Annotated in this window: 16 protein-coding genes and 1 pseudogene; 2 read left to right on the forward strand and 15 right to left on the reverse strand. The window is 63.5% G+C overall.

Annotation, left to right across the window (positions count from 1 at the left end):
- The first annotated feature begins 107 nt into the window (after window positions 1-107).
- Complete coding sequence (locus tag N1058_RS01185) at window positions 108-2,441, forward strand: PAS domain-containing sensor histidine kinase (protein WP_265515650.1); 2,334 nt, start codon at window positions 108-110, stop codon at window positions 2,439-2,441.
- A 13-nt stretch (window positions 2,442-2,454) separates the two neighbouring features.
- Here N1058_RS01185 and N1058_RS01190 read toward each other — a convergent pair whose 3' ends face one another.
- From N1058_RS01190 to N1058_RS01260, 15 genes and pseudogenes are all read right to left on the reverse strand, one after another.
- Window positions 2,455-5,412 (reverse strand): bifunctional [glutamine synthetase] adenylyltransferase/[glutamine synthetase]-adenylyl-L-tyrosine phosphorylase, encoded by a 2,958-nt coding sequence (locus tag N1058_RS01190; protein WP_265515651.1) that lies wholly within the window; start codon window positions 5,410-5,412, stop codon window positions 2,455-2,457.
- Complete coding sequence (locus N1058_RS01195) at window positions 5,413-6,837, reverse strand: sensor histidine kinase (RefSeq protein WP_265515903.1); 1,425 nt, start codon at window positions 6,835-6,837, stop codon at window positions 5,413-5,415. It abuts the gene before it with no gap.
- Window positions 6,838-6,849: 12 nt separating this feature from the next.
- Window positions 6,850-7,524, reverse strand: a complete 675-nt coding sequence (locus N1058_RS01200; RefSeq protein WP_265515652.1) for a response regulator transcription factor — start codon at window positions 7,522-7,524, stop codon at window positions 6,850-6,852.
- A 130-nt stretch (window positions 7,525-7,654) separates the two neighbouring features.
- Complete coding sequence (locus N1058_RS01205; RefSeq protein ID WP_265515653.1) at window positions 7,655-9,169, reverse strand: Do family serine endopeptidase; 1,515 nt, start codon at window positions 9,167-9,169, stop codon at window positions 7,655-7,657.
- A gap of 151 nt (window positions 9,170-9,320) precedes the next feature.
- Window positions 9,321-10,556, reverse strand: coding sequence for a bifunctional alpha/beta hydrolase/OsmC family protein (locus tag N1058_RS01210; RefSeq protein WP_265515654.1), 1,236 nt, complete (start codon window positions 10,554-10,556; stop codon window positions 9,321-9,323).
- A 119-nt stretch (window positions 10,557-10,675) separates the two neighbouring features.
- Window positions 10,676-11,149 carry a cytochrome c-type biogenesis protein gene (locus N1058_RS01215; RefSeq protein ID WP_265515655.1) on the reverse strand — a complete coding sequence of 158 codons (474 nt, stop codon included), beginning with the start codon at window positions 11,147-11,149 and terminating at the stop codon, window positions 10,676-10,678.
- Window positions 11,146-13,137 (reverse strand): heme lyase CcmF/NrfE family subunit, encoded by a 1,992-nt coding sequence (locus N1058_RS01220; RefSeq protein ID WP_265515656.1) that lies wholly within the window; start codon window positions 13,135-13,137, stop codon window positions 11,146-11,148. The genes N1058_RS01215 and N1058_RS01220 overlap by 4 nt, the downstream gene beginning before the upstream one ends.
- Window positions 13,138-13,153: 16 nt before the next feature.
- Complete coding sequence (ccmE, locus tag N1058_RS01225; protein WP_265515657.1) at window positions 13,154-13,588, reverse strand: cytochrome c maturation protein CcmE; 435 nt, start codon at window positions 13,586-13,588, stop codon at window positions 13,154-13,156.
- Between the two features lie 7 nt (window positions 13,589-13,595).
- The gene (gene ccmI / locus N1058_RS01230) at window positions 13,596-14,708 is read right to left on the reverse strand and encodes a c-type cytochrome biogenesis protein CcmI (RefSeq protein WP_265515658.1); all 1,113 of its coding nucleotides are present in this window, start codon (window positions 14,706-14,708) and stop codon (window positions 13,596-13,598) included.
- 97 nt (window positions 14,709-14,805) lie between these two features.
- Complete coding sequence (locus N1058_RS01235; protein ID WP_265515659.1) at window positions 14,806-15,237, reverse strand: RT0821/Lpp0805 family surface protein; 432 nt, start codon at window positions 15,235-15,237, stop codon at window positions 14,806-14,808.
- Between the two features lie 184 nt (window positions 15,238-15,421).
- Complete coding sequence (locus tag N1058_RS01240; protein ID WP_265515904.1) at window positions 15,422-16,777, reverse strand: ATP-binding protein; 1,356 nt, start codon at window positions 16,775-16,777, stop codon at window positions 15,422-15,424.
- Between the two features lie 64 nt (window positions 16,778-16,841).
- Window positions 16,842-17,507 (reverse strand): response regulator transcription factor, encoded by a 666-nt coding sequence (locus N1058_RS01245; RefSeq protein WP_265515660.1) that lies wholly within the window; start codon window positions 17,505-17,507, stop codon window positions 16,842-16,844.
- Window positions 17,508-17,542: 35 nt separating this feature from the next.
- Entirely contained in the window at window positions 17,543-17,785 is a 243-nt protein-coding gene (locus N1058_RS01250) for a hypothetical protein (protein ID WP_265515661.1), read from the reverse strand.
- Between the two features lie 296 nt (window positions 17,786-18,081).
- A pseudogene (locus tag N1058_RS01255) lies at window positions 18,082-18,462 on the reverse strand (terminase large subunit domain-containing protein); the annotation flags it as partial.
- A 10-nt stretch (window positions 18,463-18,472) separates the two neighbouring features.
- A complete protein-coding gene (locus N1058_RS01260) occupies window positions 18,473-18,955 on the reverse strand; it encodes a hypothetical protein (RefSeq protein ID WP_265515662.1) in 483 nt (160 codons plus the stop codon).
- A gap of 447 nt (window positions 18,956-19,402) precedes the next feature.
- On the opposite strand from N1058_RS01260, the gene N1058_RS01265 reads away from it, so the two are divergent.
- Window positions 19,403-21,550 (forward strand): transglycosylase domain-containing protein, encoded by a 2,148-nt coding sequence (locus N1058_RS01265; protein ID WP_265515663.1) that lies wholly within the window; start codon window positions 19,403-19,405, stop codon window positions 21,548-21,550.
- The last annotated feature ends 8 nt before the right edge of the window (window positions 21,551-21,558 follow it).

The raw sequence follows: 21,558 nt of genomic DNA on the forward strand, positions 1-21,558 counted from the left end.
CTTTTCTGCTGGGCTCTGGACAAGGCGAATCACCTCTGATTCTTTATGGATGATTCGCAGGTGCGGTTTAGCGAATCATCGGGGAAACAATACGAGGAGCCCTTCGGATGGCGAAGGCGGAGCCGTGGGCGGCCATGCCTGCGGGGGGCATATTTGCGCGCTGGCGCAGGCGGCAGGGAGGCGGCACGAGTGTCGCCGGCAATGCCAAGATCATCGCCGCGCCGGCCTATGAACAGCTCCTCGCCATCGAACCCTATCTGCGGCGCGCGATCCCCATACTCATCGTCATTTTTTTGCTGATCATTGCGGCGGCCCGGGCGTTCTCGCTGATGAACTGGCGCGACGACATCGAACGCGACATCAAGACCGTGCTGGCGATCACCGCTTCGAACCTGGCGCAGACCATGTCGATCGCGCAGAGTTCGGGCGCCGATCCCCTGGAGCCGCGCGAGGCGACGCGGCTGATCGACGCCGCCAATCGCCACCTGGCGGCAGGCGGCGGCTGGGTGCTGGCGGTGACGGACGACCGGTTCAAGGTCGTCGCCTCCTCGCAGCGCGGGCATGATTTGGATGGGAGGAACCTGGAAACGGTTTTCTCCGGCGGCCAGCCGCTGTTCATGTTCGGCGAGCGCGCCGGCGTGCTGGATGTGCAGATAGGCAGTGCCGACTGGATGGCGGCCATCAATTTGATGGAAGGCGGCGGCGCGGCGGTGGCGCTGGCCTCGCGTGACGCAGTCTTCGGCAAATGGCGCAAATCCGTCTCACTCAACGCGACCCTGTTCGTTCTGACAGCCGGCGTGCTTATGGCGATCCTCTATGCCTATTTCAGCCAGGCGGCGCGGGCGCAGGCGGCGGACCGCATCTATCTGGAGGCTCACCAGCGCATCGACCTGGCGCTGGTGCGCGGCAAATGCGGCCTGTGGGACTGGGACATGGGGCGCGGCAAGATGTACTGGTCGCGATCCATGTATGAGATGCTGGGCTACGAGGCGGCGGACATCATGCTGTCCTTCGGCGATGTCGCGGCGATCATCCATCCCGACGATGGCGACCTTTTCGAGTTGGCCAACCGCATCGTGGCACGCGAGACGGACCAGATCGACCAGGTCTTCCGCATGCGGCATGCCAACGGAAACTGGGTCTGGATGCGCGCCCGCGCGCAAGTCGTCGATCCCGACTCGCAGGAAATCCACCTCATCGGCATCGCCGTCGACGTGACGGAGCAGCGCACGCTGGTCCAGCAATCGGAGGTGGCGGACCAGCGGCTGCGCACGGCGATCGAGAACATCACCGAATCCTTCGTGCTCTGGGACTCGGCGGAACGGCTGGTGATGTGCAACACGAAGTACCAGCAATATACCGGGCTGGAGCCGGCCGAGATCGTACCTGGCGTGCGGCGCAGCGACATCGAGGCGCGAATGAACTCGATCCGCTCGGAGCGGCGTCTGGCAGGGTCGGCCGACCCCCGCGCCGGCGTCACCTTCGAGCGCCAGCTTGCAAACGGGCGCTGGCTGCAGGTGACGGAACTGAAAACCCGCGATGGCGGCACGGTGTCGGTCGGCACGGATATCAGCCAGCTCAAGCAGCATCAGGAAAAGCTGGTCGACAGCGAGCGGCGGCTGATGGCGACGATCCACGATCTGAGCGTGGCGCGGCGAGCGGAGCAGGAGCGCGCGCGCGAGCTGGTCGAACTCAACCGAAAATACATGCGCGAGACCGAGCGCGCCGAGGCGGCCAACAGGGCGAAGTCCGAGTTCCTCGCCAATATGTCCCACGAGCTGCGCACCCCGCTCAACGCCATCATAGGATTCTCGGAGTTGATGCAGCAGGGGCTTTTCGGCCCACTGGGCTCGGATCGCTACGACGAATATGTCGGCGACATCTATTCGAGCGGCACTTACCTGCTGGGCGTCATCAACGACATTCTCGATATGTCGAAGATCGAGGCGGGCCAGTTTTCCGTCGACAGGGAGCGTATCGACCTTTGCCCGCTCATCCGCGAGACGGTGCGGGTGGTGGCGCTGCAGGCGGACAAGAAGCAGATCGAGGTGCACACGAGGATACCCGATTCCATCTCGCTTTATGCCGATCGCCGCGCCATCAAGCAGGTGGTCATCAACCTCCTATCCAACGCAGTCAAGTTCACCGGCGAAGGCGGGCACATAACGCTGCGGGCGCGGCGGACCTCGAAGGCGGTAGTCCTGACCATCGAGGATTCGGGCTGCGGCATCCCGCGCGACGCGCTAAGGAAACTGGGCCGCCCGTTCGAGCAGGTGCAGAATCAGTTCTCCAAGAACCATACGGGTTCCGGCCTCGGCCTTGCAATCTCGCGCTCGCTGACCGAGCTGCACGGCGGCACGCTCAAGATCCGCTCGACGCAGGGCGTCGGCACGATCGTATCGGTCAGGATACCCGTCGCGGACGAGGCCAAGGCGGCCTGAAGGGAAGCGAAAATTACGGGCACAGCAGCCGCTCGAAATGCGCCCGGACCTGCGCCGCGGTCTCCTTCACATGGGCTTCGAGAACTGAAAGTTCAGGAAGATCGGCGGTACGCAGGATGAGGTCTGCCAACCCCGGCGGCACATCGTCGGGATCGAGCGGACCGGTGAGGCAAAGCCGCACGATCTGGGTCAGCGACATATAGAGGCGGTGGGCGGCGACGAGATCGTCGCTCGTCTGCCGATCGGCGAAGTCCGGGGCAAGGTTGGCCAGGATCGTGTCGGTGCGGGTTGGGCGGGGTTCGGCGGTGCATTTTCCGGACAGGACAGATATCTGGGCGACGAACTCGAGATCGATGATGCCGCCCGGTATGAGCTTGAGGTCCCAGATGTCACGGGGCGGCTTTTCTTCTTCGATGAGATGCCGCATCTTCACCGCATCCTTGCGGAGTGTAGGCATATCGCGTTGCATTCCGATGATCTGCTCGACCTCGTCGCTCACCTGACCGCACAGGCTTTCGTCACCGCCTATCGGCCGGGCGCGGGTGAGCGCCATGTGCTCCCAGGTCCAGGCGTCGGAGCGCTGATATTTGCGGAAAGCCTCGATATGGGTGGCGACCGGCCCCTTGTTGCCAGACGGGCGCAGGCGCAGATCGAGTTCGTAAAGCACGCCCTCGGCAGTCGGCGCCGATACGGCGGAGATGAGGCGCTGGGTCAGACGGGCGTAGTATTGCGAGGGCGCCAGCGGCCTGCCGCCGTCCGATTCCTCGATGTCGGCAGAGTGATCATAGAGCAGGATGAGATCCACATCGGAGCCGGCGGTCAGTTCCCGGCTGCCCAGCTTTCCCATGCCGAGGATGGCCGCGCGCCCGCCTGGCACCCGCCCGTGTGTGAGGGCGAATTCCTCCGAGACGGCATCGAAGGCAGCGGCGATGGTGAGATCCGCAAGATCGGAGAACGCCTTTCCGGCACGCTCGGCGTCGATGCCGCCGGTGAGAAGGCGCATGCCGATCAGGAATTTCTGTTCGGCAGCGAAAATCCTCAGCCGGTCGAGCACTTCCTCGAAAGCGCGGCCGCCGGCCAGAAAGGTTTCCAGCCGTTCCGAAAGGTAAGCCCTGTTGGGGAGCTCGGAGAGAAGATGAGGATCGAGCAATCCATCGAAGACATGAGGACGACGCGTGATGATGGCGGCAAGGCGCGGCGCAGCGCCCATGATGGTGGCAAGCAGTTCAAGCAGGCGCGGGTTCGACTGAAGCAGCGAGAAGAGCTGGATGCCGGCGGGCAGCCCCGAGAGAAACTCGTCAAAACGCAGGAGCGCTTCGTCGGCCCGGCGGGTCCGCCCGAAGGCCTCCAGCAGCGCCGGCGTGAGCTCGGTCAGCCGCTCGCGGGCCTCAGCGGATTGGGTGGCGCGATAGCGCCCGAAATGCCAGCCGCGAATGACACGCCCGATGTCGCTGGCGCGTTCGAAGCCGAGCCCGGATAAGGTTTCCAGCGTGCCTGGATCGTCGCCATCGCCGGTGAAGACGAGGTTTCCGACGCCGCGCGAGAGCTGCGGGGCGGTTTCGAACAGAGCCGCATAATGCCTTTCGACCAAATGCAGCGCCTTGCGGAAAGCCTCCGCGAAAACCTTGCCGTCGGCCATTCCGAGCATGCGGCCGATACGGTCGAGCCCTTCATCGTCTTCGGGCAGGATGTGTGTCTGCTCGTCGTCCACCATCTGGATCGCATGCTCGACGTCGCGCAGGAACCAGTATTGCTCGGCAAGGCCGCTGGCCGCTTCCTCGTCGATCCAGCCAAGCTCCGACAATTGCCCGAGCATTTCCACGGTCCCGCGCCCGCGCAATTCGGGAAAGCGACCGCCGGCGATAAGCTGCTGGGTCTGCACGAAGAATTCGATCTCGCGGATACCGCCGCGCCCGAGCTTCACGTTGTGGCCGCGCACGGTCACTTCGCCATGGCCCTTGTGGGCGTGGATCTGGCGCTTGATGGAATGAACGTCGGCAATCGCCGCATAGTCCAGGTATTTGCGCCAGACATAGGGCTGGAGTTCGCGCAGGAAATTCTCTCCCGCCGCGATATCGCCGGCGATGGCCCGCGCCTTGATCATCGCGGCCCGCTCCCAGTTCTGGCCGCGGCTTTCGTAGTAGTGGAGCGCCGCCTCGACGGGAATGGCCAGCGGGGTGGAGCCTGGATCCGGGCGCAGGCGCAGGTCGGTCCGGAAGACGTAGCCGTCCTCGGTGCGGTCCTGCAGCAGGCGCACGAGCCGGCGGGTCAGGCGCACGAAAACGTCCGGCGCATCGACCGGATCGGTTATAGCAGGCGCGTTGGGATCGATCAGGACGATGAGATCGATGTCCGACGAGAAATTGAGTTCGCCTGCGCCAAGCTTGCCCATGGCCAGCACGATCCAGCCACAGCCCTGTGAAGGACGCGCGGGATCAGGCAGCGCCAGCTTGCCCTGGCGGTGGGCATCGAGAAGCAGAAAGTCGACGGCGGCGCGGACACAGATACACGCGAGCGTGCTCAGCCGCTCGACAGTCTTTTCCGCACCGGCCTCGCCCGACATGGCGCCCAGTCCAATGAGAAAATGCCCCTCGCGCTTCAGGCGGCGCAGCAGCGCCATCATGGCACCCTCGGAGTTCTCCTCGGCGAAGGGCGCGGCTTCGATCGCGGCCGTCAGCGCCGCCAGCCGCTCTTCCAGTGTCTGGTCGAACAGATGTTCGAGCGCCTGCGGGTCTCGTCGTGCACAATCGCGGAGATAGGGCGAAAGATCGAAGACAGCGCCAAGGAAACGGGTGGACGGCCCGTCTTCCGCCAGCAACTGCGCCAGACGTGGGCAGTCCTGCTCCTCGGCATTTTCGGCAAGCGTCCTCGTTTCGTCGCGCGCGTGCTCTTCATCGAGCACGAACAACTGTCGCGGCGGGATGGAAAACCAGCCGGTTCGTCGCGCTTGCCTGTTCTGTGTCCCTTCCATTCACGCAGTCTTGCCTAACGGGAAGACCATCGCAACCGAAAGCCCCCGGTCGCCCCCGGAAAGTTCCAGCCGACCGCCGTGGAATTTCATGACGGCCTTGGCAAGGCTGAGACCAAGGCCAGAACCGGGCTGGGTGCGGCTGGCTTCGAGACGGACGAAACGCTCCGTTGCGCGCTCCCGGTCGCTGGCCGGTATTCCCGGGCCGTTATCGGTGACGACGAGCCGGGCCTCTTGCTTCGACCGTTCGAGCGATACCGTAACGCGCGGTGCTTCCCCGGCAGGTTCTTCGTCGGCTCTGGCCGAATATTTGATGGCATTGTCGACGATGTTCGATAGCGCCTGGCCGATCAGTTCGCGATTGCCTTCGATACGCAGCGCTTCCTTCGTCGTGCCCACCAGGACAACGCCCTGCTCCTCGGCGAGCGGCTCATAGAGTTCGACCACATCGGCAAGGGTGGCATCGAGTTCAATTGTCTGCGTGGACTCGGCCGAGTATCCGGCCTCCAGCCTGGAGATCATGAGGATGGCGTTGAAGGTGCGGATGAGCTGATCCGATTCGGCGATCGTCTGCTCCAGTGCCTCGCGGCAAGCCGCATCATCCGCATCGCCGCTCAAAGCGGCGTCGGCACGGTTGCGCAGGCGCGTCAACGGCGTTTTCAGATCGTGAGCGATGTTATCCGAAACCTGCCTAAGCCCCTCGTTGAGAGCGGCAATGCGGTCGAGCATGGAATTGAGGTTTTCCGACAGGCGGTCGAACTCGTCGCCCGCGCCCGTCACCGGCAGCCGGCGGGTAAGATCGCCGCCCATGATCTCGTTGCTCGCCTCGGACACACTGTCGATGCGCTTGAGAGCATGGCGGCCGACGAAAAACCAGATGAGAAAGGCCCCGAAACCCATCATGCCGAGCGCGGCCATCAGGGACCGGCGCACCACCTTGCGAAATTTCTCAGGCTCGCCGAGATCGCGCCCCACCAGGAGGATCATGCCATTCGGCAGCCGCAATACCTGGGCGACCGCATCGTGAGGTCCAGGCGACCGCCCGCCGTCCTGCTGCGAACGTGTCTCGCCGTAGCGCTGATAGGCGAAGGGCCGGGTGGTCCAGCCGGTCGTATCCAGAACACCCGGCTCCAGGCTTTCGACGTTGCCGCCCAGGATCGAGCCGGTGGCATCGGCGATAAGATAAAGGTTGGCGCCCGGTTGGCGCGCGCGCATCTCCATCACCCGCACCAGCCGCGGTAGGCCGCCCCGCTGATATGCCAGATCGAGGCTGGCTACCTCTTCGTGAATGGCGTCCCGGGTTTGCGCCGTCAGCATGCGAACCGACAGCGAGGTCATGTAGACGACGAGAAAAACAGCGCAGATTGCGAACAATATCAGATATAGCGCGGAGAGCCGCGCCGCCGTCGTTCGCATGATGGCGGGCATGGAAGCCAAGGCCTAGCCCGCTTTCAGCATGTAGCCGGCCCCGCGCACCGTGTGGAGCACGGGCGTCTCGAAGCCACGCTCGATCTTGCCGCGCAGGCGTGAGATGTGGACGTCGATGACGTTGGTCTGCGGGTCGAAATGATAGTCCCACACATTTTCAAGCAGCATCGTGCGCGTTACGACCTGGCCTGCATGGCGCATGAGATATTCCAGAAGGCGGAATTCGCGGGGCTGCAGCGTGATGTCCTGTCCGCCGCGCCTGACCGAATGCGAAAGACGGTCTAGCTCCAGATCGCCCACCTTGTAGACGGTCTCGATCTCCTTCGCGCCGACCCGGCGTCTGAGTACCTCCACACGGGCCAGCAGTTCGGAAAAGGCGTAAGGCTTGGTCAGATAATCGTCGCCACCTGCCCGCAACCCGGTTACCCGGTCGTCGACCTCCCCAAGCGCGGAAAGAACCAGCGCCGGCGTCGTATCGCCGCCGGCGCGTAACTCGGAAATGACGGAAAGGCCGTCGCGGCGCGGGAGCATGCGATCCACCACCAGGACGTCGTAACTGCCTGTTTGCGCCAGCGTGAAACCCGTCTCTCCGTCGGGCGCGACATCGGTGGTATGGCCGGCCTCGGCGAAGGCCTTCTTCACAAAGCTGGCAGCTTCGCTGTCGTCTTCGATCACCAGAATCTTCATCTCGGCCTTATACCTTCACGCATCCAATCGAAAAAGGCGCGGCGGCGGGAAACCCACCGCCGCGCCCCGAGCGGGTCACGCTCTGACACCGGCTTTTTTTGGGGGAAAGCCGGTGGGTTCCTGCCGCCTTTTAGCCGACGGGCAGCGTGATGAATCGGTTGGCGCTATCGCGCACCACCTGCACGAGAACCGCCGGGCGGCCCGCCTCCTCGGCAGCAGTGACGGCTGCCTTCATATCCTCAACGGAACTGACGTCCTGGGTGTTGACCGAACGGAGGACATCGCCGGGCTGGATGCCGTTTTCGTCGGCGATACTGCCGGGTTCCACATCGGTGACGACCAGGCCAACACCGTCCTCCGACGGAGTGACCGTGAGGCCAAAGCCTGCCGAAGCCGCATCGGCGTCCGGTGCGGGCTGCTCTGACGGTGCGGAAGCGACCTGCGGGTCGGTGGGCATTTCGCCCAGTTCCACGTCGAGCGTCATGGCCTTGCCGTTGCGCCAGATCGATACCTCGACCTTCTCGCCGGGCGGCAATTCAGCCACCTTGCGGGCCAGATCGCGCGGAGAGGCGATGCTCTCGCCCTTCACGGCCAGGATGACGTCGCCGGCTTGAATGCCGGCACGGGCTGCCGGCTCGCCTTCCTCGGCACCCTGGATGAAGGCGCCCTTTTCCTCGTCGAGACCCAGAGACTCGGCAAACTCGGCCGTAACGGGACTGATCTGGACGCCGAGCCAGCCGCGCTCGATCTCGCCGTTCTCGATGAGTTGCTGCGTGACGCTCTTGGCAAGCGAGGCCGGAATGGCGAAAGCGATGCCGACATTGCCGCCGGAGGGTGAGAATATCGCCGTGTTCACGCCGATGACCTCGCCCGACAGGTTGAATGCCGGACCACCGGAGTTGCCGCGATTCACCGCCGCGTCGATCTGGATATAGTCGTCATAAGGGTTGGCACTGATTTCGCGGCCGCGAGCCGAAACGATGCCGGCCGTCACGGTGCCGCCGAGACCGAAGGGATTGCCAACGGCAACGACCCAGTCGCCGACCCTGACGCCATTGTCATCGGCGAAATCGACATAAGTGAACTTGCGCTTTTCGTCGACCTTGAGGACGGCCAGATCGGTGCGGGGATCGCTTCCAACCAGTGCCGCATCGATTTCGGTGCCGTCATCCATGACGACCGTGTACTGGTCGCCACCCTGGATCACGTGATTGTTGGTGACCAGGTAGCCATCTTCCGAGATGAAGAAGCCTGAACCCTGCGAGATGGGCCGGGGCGGACGCGGGCCGCGATCATGCCGTTGGCCGCGCGGACCTTCGCGAAACTGGTCGAAGAAGCGCCTCATCGGATGATCTTCAGGGAGGTCCTCGAAGCCAGGCATATCGAAGAAGGGAGCTGCTGGACCACTCGTTTCCTGAACACTGCCCTTGACCCGAACGGACACCACCGCCGGTGAAACCAGATCCACCACGTCGGCAAAACTTGGCGCCTGAACAGGCGCATTCAGCTTGACCGCTTCGGCCAGTACGGGGGCCGTGCCCGTGGTTACGGCGCCAAGACCGATCGCGCCTGCGATCGCCACGGAGGCGGCGGCCGCCACCAGTCTCTTGCGCGTCTTCGATATAGTCGAGTTGTTTGCACTCATATCGATAGAGGCTCCTTTGCCATTCTACTGAGATTAACGGGACCGAGCGGCAGGAGCGCCGCTCCGTTGTCCCTCAAATAGGTTACGGCACCTTACCGCGCCATTTCCGTGGCATGAAACTTTGGTAATGTTCCCACATTCTCGCGCTTGCCTAAGCCTGGACGTCTTCCTTGACCGAGGTGACGACGCGCACATCTCCCTCCAGCGTGCGGTGAACGGGGCACTTTCCGGCGATTTCCGCCAGCTTGTCCTTCAGCTCGGCCGGGACTTCGCCCTCGATCGAGATAATGCGCTCGAACCGGTCAATGCGGCCGCCCTTGCCGCCTTTCGCATCTTCTTCGCAATCCTCTACATGCACCTTGCTGTGCGAAACGTCGACGTCGATACGGCCAAGTGCCAGCTTCTTGTGCTCTGCATAAAGGCGCAGCGTCATGGAGGTGCAGGCCCCGAGCGCTATGGACAGGAAATCGTAGGGAGACGGCCCGCTGTCCATGCCGCCCACCGCCTCCGGCTCGTCGGCGAACAGGCGATGCCGTCCCGCCTGAACGGAATTCTGGAAGCGTCCCTCACCGGTTTCGCGCACCTGCACATGCTCGACAGGTTCCTCGCCCTGCGGCTTGTCTCTGGGAATATAGCGGGAAAGCCAACCGGAGATGACGGACGCGGCATAGGCGGCGTCTTCAGGGTCCGTCAGGAGATGGTCGGCATCATCCAGGGAAACATAGCTCTTGGGATGCTTGGCGGCGGTGAATATGCGCTCGGCATTCTCGATTCCGACGACCTCGTCGCGCGGAGCGTGGAGGATGAGCAGTGGCTTGCGCATGGCGGCGATGGCTTCCGCCATTGCCTGATCGCGCACATCGGCAACGAAATCGCTCGTGATGGTGAACGGGCGCCCTTCGAGGGTCACTTTCGCCTCACCGCGCTGATCGATCTCCTCCAGGCTTGCACCGAAGCTGGAAAGGACATGCGAAGCATCGGCAGGCGCGCCGATTGTGACCACCGCCCGCGCCTCGGGCACGTCCTTGGCCAGCGCCAGCACCGCCGCTCCGCCCAGCGAATGGCCCAGGAGCACGGAAGGCGCTTCGTAATGTTCGCGCAGATAATCCACGGCGGCGCGCAGATCGGCGATATTGGAAGAGAAATCGGTGGAAGCGAATTCTCCATCGCTGGAGCCCAGTCCGGTGAAATCAAAGCGCAGGACGGCGATGCCTTCCCGCGCCAGGTCAGCGGCGATACGGCGCAGCGGCTTCAGATCCTTGGAGCAGGTGAAGCAGTGGGCAAGGATGGCATAGGCACGCACCGGCCCATTGGGAAGATCCAGCCTCGCCGCCAGCTTCGCACCGGAATGTCCCGGAAATTCGAGCTTTTGAACACTGGAAGTCATGTTGCCTCCTCCGATTTATATCACCGGCCCGAAGATCGGACGTCGGTGGGTATGGTAGAGGAGCTTAGGGATGTGGCGTCGGATTGGCGAGCCACCGGCGAACACAAGAGCGCGAGAACTCAGTCCCGTTCGTTCAAGATGCCCTTTAGCGCTGCCTCTTCCTCCGGGGTCAGAGGTGCCGCGCGCTTCTTCCTGCGCCGCGACACGCCAAGGGCAAGCACGATCACACCGGCAAGCAGGATAAGGACGGGCGTGGCCCAAAGGAGCGCATTGCGCGGGCTCACACGCGGCTTCAGGAGAACGAATTCGCCGTAGCGCGAGACGACGTATTCGATCACCTCGGCATCGCTGTCGCCGGCAGCAAGGCGCTCGCGGACCAGCACCCGGAGATCGCGTGCCAGTTCGGCGTCGGAATCATCGATCGACTGGTTCTGGCAGACCATGCAGCGCAGCCCGGCCGACAGGTCCCGCGCGCGCTGCTCGAGCACCGGATCGGAAAGCATCTCGTCAGGCTGGACGGCGCCGGCCACCTGCGGCCCCGCCGCGAACAGCAGCGCGGCGATGGCGATCAGCACGAAGCGCCGAATGGTCATCCGCCTTCTCCCGCGGTCGCGAGGCGGCGCTTGGGGCTCGCCTTGGGCGCTCCGATGCGAAGCCGCCGGTCGAGAAGCGAGACGGTGCCGCCGATCATCATCACGAGGGCGCCGAGCCAGATGAGCGTCACCATCGGCTTCCACCACACCCTGACCACCAGGCCGCCGGCCGACGTCGCGTCGCCTATGGAGATGTAGAGCTGGCTGAGAAGGAGCGTCTCGATGCCGGCTTCGGTCGTGGGCATGCCGCGCGCCGTGTAGAAGCGCTTGGACGAGACGATTTCGCCGATCTGCCGGCCGCCGCTCGAAAACAGTGTGAAGAAGGCCTGTTCTTCCGAGTAGTTGGGACCGGTGAAGGGGCGGATGTCGTCGAAACGCAACGAGAAATCGCTGATCTCGACCCTGTCGCCCGGCTGCATCGTGACGATGCGTTCGGCTTCGAGCGTGGTTACGCAGACGACGCCGAGCACCGTCAGCCCCATTCCCGCATGGGCAAGCGCGGTGCCCTTCATGGCGCGCGGCAGGCCCCACAGGCGGCGCAGCCCGACGACTGGCCCGACCTTGCCTGCCCCCGCCTTGACGGCCAGATCGGCAATTGCACCGCAAACCAGCCAGAGACCGATGCCGACGCCAATGGCTGCGAAGGCCGTTGCCCGGTCGACGAGGAAATAGACCATGAAGCCGGCGATGGCCGCCACGGCGAATGCAAGGTGGAGGCGCTGCGCCGCGGCAACCAGGTCGCCGCGCTTCCAAGCCAACACGGGACCGAAAGGCATGGCCAGCAGCAGAGGAAGAAAGAGCGGCAAGAAGGTAAGATTGAAGAACGGAGCGCCGACCGAGATCTTGTCGCCCGTCACGGCCTCGACGAGCAGTGGGTAGAGCGTTCCGACAAGCACCGTCGCGGCAGCCGTGGTGAGCAGCAGGTTGTTGAGAACCAGCGCGCCTTCCCGCGATATCGGATGGAACAGCCCGCCCGGAGCAAGCGCCGATGCACGCCAGGCGAACAGCGCCAGCGCGCCGCCAATGAAAAGCATCAGGATCGCGAGGATGAAGACGCCACGGGCCGGATCGCTCGCGAATGTGTGGACGGAAGTCAGCACGCCCGAGCGCACCAGGAAAGTGCCGAGCAGGGAGAGCGAAAATGTCAGGATGGCGAGCAGGACCGTCCATATTTTCAGCGCGCCGCGTTTTTCCATGACGAGCGCCGAATGCAGCAGCGCCGTTCCGGAAAGCCACGGCAGGAACGAGGCGTTCTCGACGGGATCCCAGAACCAGAAACCGCCCCAGCCGAGTTCGTAATAGGCCCAGTAGGACCCCATGGCGATGCCGCCGGTGAGGAAGGCCCATGCGGCGAGCGTCCAGGGGCGCACCCAGCGCGCCCAGGCGGCGTCGATGCGCCCGTCCAGCAGCGCCGCGACGGCGAAGGAGAAGGAAATCGAAAAGCCGACATAGCCGAGATAAAGCAGCGGCGGATGAACAGCCAACCCCACGTCCTGCAGGATCGGGTTCAAGTCGCGGCCCTCGATGGGCGCGGGCTGCAGCCGGGCGAAGGGATTGGAGGTGGCAAGGATGAACAGCAGGAAGGCCGATGCGATCATCCCCTGCACCGCGAGCACATTGGCGCGCAGCGAGGGTGGCAGATTGCTTCCGAAGAAGGCCACCATCGCGCCGAACAGCGAAAGGATAAGAACCCAAAGAAGCATCGACCCTTCGTGATTGCCCCAGGTGCCGGTCAGCTTGAACAGGAGCGGCTTGGCCGAATGGGAGTTCTCCCAGACGTTGAGCACCGAAAAGTCGGACTGGACATAAGCGAGCATCAGGGCTGCGAATGCCAGGGTAATCAGGGCAAAGCCGGTTATCGCAGCGGGCTCGCCGATCTGCATGAGACGCCCATTACCCAGGCGTGCTCCGACAAGAGGCGCCGATGCCTGCACCAGGGACAGCGCGAAAGCCAGTATCAGCGCAAAATGGCCGAGCTCGACGCTCATAGGCGGCACCAGCTGATCATTGTTCCTGCCAAACGCCCCGCTCCTTCAGGCTCTCCGCCATCTCTCGCGGCATGTAGTTCTCGTCGTGCTTGGCCAGCACCGTATCGGCGACAAAGACGCCGTCGGGGCCCAGCGTGCCCTCCGTCACGACGCCCTGCCCTTCCCGGAAAAGGTCCGGCAGGATGCCATTATAGGTGACCTGCACCGAGTTGTCGGCGTCGTTGATGGCGAAGCGGACCTGCGTCCCCTCGCCGCGCACGACGGAGCCGGCCTGCACAAGGCCGCCAAGCCTGATCCTGTCGCCCGCCACGGCGGGCCGCGTCAGCAAGTCGCCCGGCATATAGAAGTAGGAGGTCTGCTGGCCCAGCGCGTAGAAGACGAGCGCGGCGGCAACCGCCAGGAAGCCCATACCCGTGCCGATGACGGCTAAACGTTTTTGCTTGCGGGTCACGATCTACCTATTCCGTTGACGAAACGCCCAGTTCCTTCGCAAATGCGTTCAGCGCGTCGGCCTCCTCGCTGCCGGCTCCGAAAGCCGCCACAGCACGATCCAGGGCATCTTTGGCTTCCGATGGCTTATTGAGCACGACATAGGACCTTATCAAACGCCGCCAACCCTCCGCATCCCGCGGATTGTCGCGGAGCTTTGCATCGAGGCTCGCCACCATTCCCTCGATCATCTGCTGACGCTCGTACGCCGAATTGCTGTCGGTTGCGGCATCGTCGTTCTGGGAAGGACTGCCCCCTGTAAGATCCGCGAGGGCAGAAGCTGCCGCGCCTTTCCAGGGGGAGGCATCGTCGAGCTCCTCGGCCAGGGCGCGCCAGATCTTTCCGGCACGCGCACTGTCGCCTTCCTGCGCCGCTGCCATTCCAAGGTAGAAGCGGGCGCGTGGATTTGCAGGATCGTGTTCGCGGGCGCGGATGAATGCCGCTTCGGCTTCACCCGTCACGACCCCCTCGCCCACGCCGACGAGCGCTTCGCCAAGAGCGGCTTCGCGCTCTGCGGTGCCGCCGGCCGTGTCGATCGCCTTTCGAAAGGCATTGGCCGCATCCCGGTACCGTCCAAGGCGAATATAGACCGGGCCCAGCGTGTCCCAGCCGCGCGCGTCCTGGGGATTTTCGGCCAGATAGTTTTCGGCGCGTGCGACCAGTTCGTCGAGCGAAGCCTGGGCTGGATCCTTCTCGAGCCGCGCTGCCAAGGGCTGCGCCGGTATGTCCGGCCGGCCGATAAGCTGATATGTCGCCCAACTCACCACGGGAACCGAAAGGACGGCAGCGATTGCAACGACCTTCACCAACGCGCCCTGATTTCCGTTGGCCGCTTCTTGAGATGCGTCGCTCTTTTGAAGCCCCAGAATGCGCCGCCCGATCTCGGCGCGTGCTTCCTCTGCTTCACCCTCGTCGAGCAGCCCGCGCTCGCGTTCGCGCTCCAACTCGGCAAGCTGGTCGCGATAGACGGCGATATCGTGCTGATCGCCGTGCGCAGCGTCGGCGCTCTTGCGCAGAAAGGGGCGCATAACCGCGAGCGAAGCAGCAAGCGTCAGGAGCGCGGCAAAGATCCAGAACATCATAGCCACTCATATCCATCGCCCGAACCCATGCCAACCTGACGCCGATGCGGCCTTTTGGCATTCATGCGGGCGGCAAACGGCAAGCGGTCAAAGGCCCTCAGTTTAAGAGCGTCCAGCTGCCGTCGCGATTGCGGCAGGCGGTGCCACGCACCGATCGGCTTTGCCCATTGTCCTCGATCATATGGGTGAAGGGCCGGCAATCCTGCGATCCGACACGGTAGGGCTGCGCAGCGATCACCGTTCCGGAACGGCCCGATTTCTCATCGCGCCATATTACCGGTTCACCGGCCATGCGGGTCTCCAACGCCTTGTACTCGGCGTCAAGCGCGGCGATCTTTTCGCTTCGGCTGAGATCGGAACCCAGCCCACTCATCAGCAGCCCCGCACCCACGATGCCGCTGATCGACTGCTGTCCGTCCGAACTCTGGGGCTGGGTCAGCGCATTCGCCTCTGGCGCCCCACTCAGCATGTTCGTGGCACAGCCGGAGAGCGCGACCGCGGAAAGCATAGCCAATGCCGCAGATTTCATGAAACTCGCCAATTCTGGATTCCAACCTTTGCTGATCGCCGTGGGGCTTATACCGGGAACATGAATAATAGACCATGTTTGTCGGAAATTTGTCTACCGGCGTCCCGCCTGCATCAGAACCCACCGGAAACTCGGCAGTCTAGGGCTGCCTGAGGATTTTTGTCCGTCAATAGCGGTTAGGCTCTCAGGAGCACCATAGCGTGACTACCGCCTTTAGCCCGCCAAGCGGCGACCGCTCAAGCGCAAGCTTGCCGTTATATTCTTCGATAAGGTCGGCCACGATAGCCAGTCCAAGGCCCGTTCCCGGCTTGGTTTCGTCGAGGCGCCGGCCGCGCTTTAACGCCTGCCAGGCCTGATCGGGCGGAATGCCCGGTCCATCGTCTTCGACCACTATGGAGAAACGGCCCTCGCTCCCCGCTTCCCCGGAGATATCGTTCAGCGACAGGACCACGCGGGAATGGGCCCATTTCATGGCGTTCTCCAGGAGATTCCCGACAATCTCCTCCAAATCCTCGCGCTCTCCGGCGAAGACGAGGTCCACATCCGCCAAGCTCACGTCAAATTGCTTTTCGTTGTTCAGCTTCGCCGTCACCCGCGCCAGGCGCGCCAGCGTTGCGTTTACCGGCGTGCGAAACGATAAAGTGCCGTGCTGGGCCGTCGCGCGAGCCCGTTGCAAATAGTGGTCGATCTGCTTCTGCATTGCCTCGGCCTGCCCGGCGATCAGCCGACCACGCCCGCCGCCCAGCGCATCGCCTTCGTTCATCAGCACCGCCAGAGGCGTCTTCAGCGAGTGCGCCAGATTGCCCACCTGCTTGCGCGACCGCTCGACAATCCGCCGATTGTTCTCGATCAGTGCATTGGTCTCCTCGGCCAAAGGTGCAATCTCCGTCGGGAAGGGACCGGCAAGGCGCTCGGCACTGCCGGCACGAATGTTTGCCAGCGCCCGCCGGATACTGCGCAACGGCCGCAACGCCAGAAGAATCGCGATAACGTTGATAGCGATCATGCCCACGCCGAAGATCGTCAGATAGCCGAACAGCCTGCGGGTGAATGCAGCGATTTCCTCTTCCAACTCGCTCAGATTGCCCATGACCCTGAAACGGGCGATCCGCTCATCCTCGCCAAGCACGACCTCGGCCTCGAGCACTTCCACTTGCTCGCCGCCAGGTCCTGTTACCACGTATTCACGCTGGAAGTTGTCATCGAAAGGCACGTTGGCCGGAACATCCGGTGGGAGCGACGCGGCAAGGGAAGGCGAATACAGCCTGTTGCGCAAAGCCTCCGAGGCAGGCTCGACCGACCAGTACCAGCCTGAAAGCGGTTGCGAGAAACGCAGATCGCCGAGATTGGGGGTACCGGACAGCCGCCCGGAATCCGATGCGCTGACCGAGGCGATCAGATTGAAAAGATGTGCCGACAACACGCTGTCGAACCCGCGGTGGCTGACCTGCCGGAAGAGTGCCGAACTGACGGTTGCAATGACGACAAGCGCGATGATCGCCCATATCGAAGAGAAGGCGACGACGCGGAAGGTGACCATGCGGACCAGGCGCTTCAATCGATCGCGAAGCCTACCGTCCGAGAAAATTTTCGGCTGCCGGCCGTCAGGCATCCGGCTCGCGCATGCGGTATCCCATGCCCCGAACCGTTTCGATCAGGTCGACGCCGAGCTTCTTCCTGAGCCTGCCCACGAAGACCTCGATCGTATTCGAATCACGGTCGAAATCCTGATCGTAGAGATGCTCGACAAGCTCGGTGCGCGAGACGACGGAGCCCTTGTGGTGCATCAGATAGGCCAGCATCCTGTATTCATGCGACGTCAGCTTCAGCGAAACTCCGTCAACGTCGGCCTTCGAGGATTTGGTGTCCACGCGCAACGGCCCGCAAACCAGTTCGGATGTCGCATGGCCGGCCGCCCGCCGGATGAGCGCGCGTACACGCGCCAGTACCTCTTCCATGTGAAACGGCTTGGACACATAGTCGTCCGCGCCCGCGTCGATCCCGGAAACCTTGTCGCTCCAGCGATCGCGCGCGGTCAATATGAGGACAGGCATGACGCGCCCGCCCTGCCGCCAGCGCTCCAGCACGCTGATGCCATCCATCTGCGGAAGACCGATATCGAGAACCACCGCATCATATGGTTCTGTGTCGCCGAGAAAATGCCCCTCTTCGCCATCGAAGGCCCGGTCCACGACATAACCCGCATCGCCGAGGGCTTCACTAATCTGGCGGTTGAGATCCTGATCGTCTTCGACAACGAGAATTCGCATGAAATGCCTTCCAGGAATATTTCAAAAGCCCCGCCCTAACCGGCAGGCACCGTGAATTCGGCCCGCCTCGGCCGCTCCCCGCTCCCGCCGGGGACCAGTACGACAATCTTGCAAACCGTCGATCCGCCTTGGGATTGCGCGGTCGCCTTGGCAAGCGTCCCACCGTTCTCGGCGGCGATGCGCTGGCCGATCGCATAACAATCGGCTCCATTCTGGGCCAGCAATTGCGGCGCTTCCTCCTGCGCCCGCGCGCCGCCAGCACATGCGGCCACAAACATGATTGCGGCAGTGATTACGGGAACTGGGCGATGCTTTTTCATACCGTTCGTTTAACGCAAACTGTCTGAATGGGGAATGAATAACTCGCGAGCCACCCGCCCCGCGCATCGCACGGGACGGGCGGCGAGACTCAGCGAATTCGACTCTGCGCGCCCACCCGGCCCAATATGGCGGCCAGGCCCGATATGGCAGTGATCGCCTGCAGCAGCGATTCAGATACTGCGGCCGCATCAAGCCCGTCGACGGGCAGTCCGAACATGCCGGCGAGCGCGGTGGCAATCGTCACCAGCGAGGCCCAGATCGTCTTCGCATCGCACCATGCCGCATCAAATTGTGGCCCGCGCAGGCTGTCGGGGTCTTCCGACGAAAACGCCTGCGCCACCGCGCCATTGTCCCAGAGCAGCCGCCGGCGGCTCGGCTCGTAGCGGGGCAGGCCGCGGCGCGAGACGGCGAGGATGCCGGAAGGCCCCTCGATCATCACCTCGCGCACATCGCCCAGCGTTTCGCCCACCAATGCGATGCGGCCGTAGCGCGCACCGCCGAACACCGTCAGCCCGCGCACCAGCCCGTTGACCCATTCGGCGCCGAGCCGCGTCTTGCCCGCTCCACGCCCGCCCATCACGAGCCAGACGGGAGCGACCCTCAATATCGGGTACTGCGCCAGCCGTGCGGACATCACCCATTCGTCAAGAATCTTTTCCGTCAGTTCCGGCGACCAGTTCGCCGTCGTCGAGACAGCTGGCAAGCTCTCTGGCAAGCATGAGGATGCGCTGATCGATCGCTTTGAGGGCGGCGGCCATTTCTGCATCGCTTTTTATCTGCCTGTCTGCCGCGCGTTGGGGAAGGCGCGTCATGTCACCGATCTTCTCGATCATCCTCAGCATCGAGTTCAGCGCATCGATGCGCCCCTTGTCGAACCTGCCGGCCGCCTTTCCCGCGCGGCTCAACTTCTCGAACTCGCGCACCAGCGTGTCGGAAAGCCGCAAGAGCCGCCCCTCCAGCGCCCCGGCATCCACCGGGCCATCGCCGTTCCAGCCGTCGCGCTCCGCCTGCCTCTGCAGCGATGCCAGCGAGCGCTGCGTGGCCTCCGCCAGCAGCTCCAGCGAGGGCTCCGCCCCCTCGAAGGTCGCGCGCACCGCCCGCAACGGCCTCTCCGCCGCAGTCGCCATATCCACCTCCTTCAGCCAATAAAAAAGCGCCCCGGCAAAACCGCGGCGCTCCAAAACCTCAAATCCGGAAAACACACAGCGCCGCGCATCCAATTGGATGCGCAAAGGACGCTGTAACACTTTGAAATGGCGACAAGCCCCGGCGCAACCAACCAGCCGCCCCGGCCACCTTCGAACCCACTTTTCCGACGATGCCTGAACCCTACCAGCGGACCGTCACGCGGTCAAGGAATATTTTCCTTTCTCTGTCGGATTTCACGCAACTCGACCTGATCCTCCCAATATTTACCGTAAATGCAGGTTGCACCGCACTGTGTCAGCACAATTTCCCTCCCCTGAAGTTAGAATGTGCTAAATATGCTTAAAAATGCAGGCTTTGTCCGAGTGATCCCGTGAGGGAACCGGCTCGGGCTCGGCAACAGGGAAGAAGGCGCCTGACGGCCCACCATGGACGAAGAGCACAAGCGCCATAAAGCCAAGGCTCCACGGGCCACGAGGCTGCTTGAGATCGATGCGTGGCTCGATTCCACGCTCTACGAGGCGGGTTTCAAGGCGTCGGAGTTCTGGGAAAACCTCACCATCTTCTTCCGCCGCTTCCGCCTCTACGGTCCGCGCCGCGCTGTGGCGGAGATTTACAGCGAGGTCTTCACGTTACTGGCCGTCGGCTCGGTCGTCATGCTGGCGCTGGCCATGCCGGCCTTCTACGAGACCGCAGGAGACTGGCGTGCGCAGGACGATTACGCCGTAACGTTTCTCGATCGTTACGGCAACGAGATCGGCCAGCGCGGCATCATCCAGCGCGATTCCGTCCCCGTGGACGAGATGCCCGACCACGTCGTCAAGTCAGTCCTGGCCACCGAGGATCGGCGGTTTTTCGAGCATCTCGGCATAGACGCTATCGGTCTTCTGCGCGCGGTGAGCGAGAATGTGCGCGCCAACAACATCGTGCAAGGCGGGTCCACCCTCACGCAGCAACTAGCCAAGAACCTGTTCCTCACAAACGAGCGAACGCTCGACCGCAAGGTCAAGGAAGCATTCCTGGCGATCTGGCTGGAGGCCAACCTGACCAAGAAGGAAATCCTCCAGTTCTACCTCGACCGTGCCTATCTGGGCGGCGGCACCTTCGGCATCGCGGCGGCCGCCGATTTCTATTTCGACAAGCAGGTAAAGGACCTCACGGTCGCCGAGGCGGCGATGATCGCCGGCCTGTTCAAGGCGCCGGCGCGCTATGCGCCGCACATCAACCTGCCCGCCGCCCGTGCCCGCGCCAACGAGGTCCTCACCAATCTGGTCCAGGCAGGCTTCATGACCGAGGGGCAGGTGCTGACCGCTCGCCGCAACCCGGCCACCCCGGTCGACCGCGGGCACCGCGACAGCCCTGACTATTTTCTCGACTGGGCTTTTGAAGAGGTCAAGCGCATCGTTCCCCGTGGCGGCACTCATTCGCTGATTGCCCGCACCACCATCGACCCCGACCTGCAGCACGCCGTGGAGGAGTCGCTGGAGTTCCACCTGCGCCAGCACGGCAAGGATTACGACGTTGAGGAAGGCGCCGTGGTGGTGCTCGAGACCAACGGCGCCGTCAGGGCCATCGTCGGCGGGCGCGATTATGGCCAGAGCCAGTTCAACCGCGCCACCCGTGCCGAGCGTCAGCCAGGCTCCTCGTTCAAGCCCTTTGTCTATGCCGCCGCAATGGAAGCCGGCTTCACCCCCACATCGGTCATCTCCGATGCGCCCATTTCCTGGGGCAACTGGACACCTCAAAACTACACGCGCGGTTATGCCGGCAGCGTCGACCTGACCACCGCGCTCGTCAAGTCGTACAATACCGTACCCGTGCGCCTTGCCCGCGACCATCTGGGCATCGATCCCATCGTCGAGCTCACCCGCGACATGGGTGTGGAGACCGAGCTCAACGGCCACAAGACAATGGTGCTGGGTACATCCGGTATGACCGTCATGGATCAGGTAACCGGCTACAGCGTTTTCGCCAATGGTGGCTATGCCGGCACACGCCACGGTGTCTTGCAATTGCTCACCCATTCGGGCGAAGTAGTCTATGATTTTGCCCGCGATGCCCCACCGCCCCGCCGGGTCCTTTCGGAGCAGGCAGTGTCCTCGATGAACAGTATCCTCGTGCAGGTTCCAGAATGGGGCACCGGCCGGCGCGCGGCCCTTCCCATGGTGCGCTCGGCGGGGAAGACGGGTACCACCCAGTCCTATCGCGACGGCTGGTATGTCGGCTACACGGGCAACTACGTGGCCGCCGTGTGGCTTGGCAACGACGATTACCACCCCACCCGCCGCATGACCGGCGGCTCGCTGCCGGCAATGGTGTGGCAGCGCTTCATGGCCTACGCCCACCAGAACATCGAGCTGAAGCCCATACCCGGCATCGAAAATCCGTTGCCCGAGCTGGACCCGGCAGCGGTGGCCGCGGCAAATGGCGAGAATGGTGAGGACGGCAATGGCCTGCGTCCAGCCCGTTCCATGCCGCCGGCCACGACGGATGCGCTGAAGGAAATCGGCGAGCAGTTCCGGCGCGCTGCCCCGCTCAAGCCGAAATCCGCCTCTGAAACTCTTTCCGCCCTTTGAGCGCCTTT

This window comes from Nitratireductor luteus (assembly GCF_026162365.1).
In the GTDB taxonomy this organism is placed as follows: Bacteria; Pseudomonadota; Alphaproteobacteria; order Rhizobiales; family Rhizobiaceae; genus Chelativorans; species Chelativorans luteus.

Excerpts from the sequence above, each read along its gene's own strand:
- N1058_RS01185 (WP_265515650.1), top strand. The coding sequence starts at position 108 with ATGGCGAAGGCGGAGCCGTGGGCGGCCATGCCTGCGGGGGGCATATTT.
- N1058_RS01190 (WP_265515651.1), bottom strand. The coding sequence starts at position 5,412 with ATGGAAGGGACACAGAACAGGCAAGCGCGACGAACCGGCTGGTTTTCC.
- N1058_RS01195 (WP_265515903.1), bottom strand. The coding sequence starts at position 6,837 with ATGCCCGCCATCATGCGAACGACGGCGGCGCGGCTCTCCGCGCTATAT.
- N1058_RS01200 (WP_265515652.1), bottom strand. The coding sequence starts at position 7,524 with ATGAAGATTCTGGTGATCGAAGACGACAGCGAAGCTGCCAGCTTTGTG.
- N1058_RS01205 (WP_265515653.1), bottom strand. The coding sequence starts at position 9,169 with ATGAGTGCAAACAACTCGACTATATCGAAGACGCGCAAGAGACTGGTG.
- N1058_RS01210 (WP_265515654.1), bottom strand. The coding sequence starts at position 10,556 with ATGACTTCCAGTGTTCAAAAGCTCGAATTTCCGGGACATTCCGGTGCG.
- N1058_RS01215 (WP_265515655.1), bottom strand. The coding sequence starts at position 11,149 with ATGACCATTCGGCGCTTCGTGCTGATCGCCATCGCCGCGCTGCTGTTC.
- N1058_RS01220 (WP_265515656.1), bottom strand. The coding sequence starts at position 13,137 with ATGAGCGTCGAGCTCGGCCATTTTGCGCTGATACTGGCTTTCGCGCTG.
- ccmI (WP_265515658.1), bottom strand. The coding sequence starts at position 14,708 with ATGATGTTCTGGATCTTTGCCGCGCTCCTGACGCTTGCTGCTTCGCTC.
- N1058_RS01235 (WP_265515659.1), bottom strand. The coding sequence starts at position 15,237 with ATGAAATCTGCGGCATTGGCTATGCTTTCCGCGGTCGCGCTCTCCGGC.
- N1058_RS01240 (WP_265515904.1), bottom strand. The coding sequence starts at position 16,777 with ATGGTCACCTTCCGCGTCGTCGCCTTCTCTTCGATATGGGCGATCATC.
- N1058_RS01245 (WP_265515660.1), bottom strand. The coding sequence starts at position 17,507 with ATGCGAATTCTCGTTGTCGAAGACGATCAGGATCTCAACCGCCAGATT.
- N1058_RS01250 (WP_265515661.1), bottom strand. The coding sequence starts at position 17,785 with ATGTTTGTGGCCGCATGTGCTGGCGGCGCGCGGGCGCAGGAGGAAGCG.
- N1058_RS01260 (WP_265515662.1), bottom strand. The coding sequence starts at position 18,955 with ATGGCGACTGCGGCGGAGAGGCCGTTGCGGGCGGTGCGCGCGACCTTC.
- N1058_RS01265 (WP_265515663.1), top strand. The coding sequence starts at position 19,403 with ATGGACGAAGAGCACAAGCGCCATAAAGCCAAGGCTCCACGGGCCACG.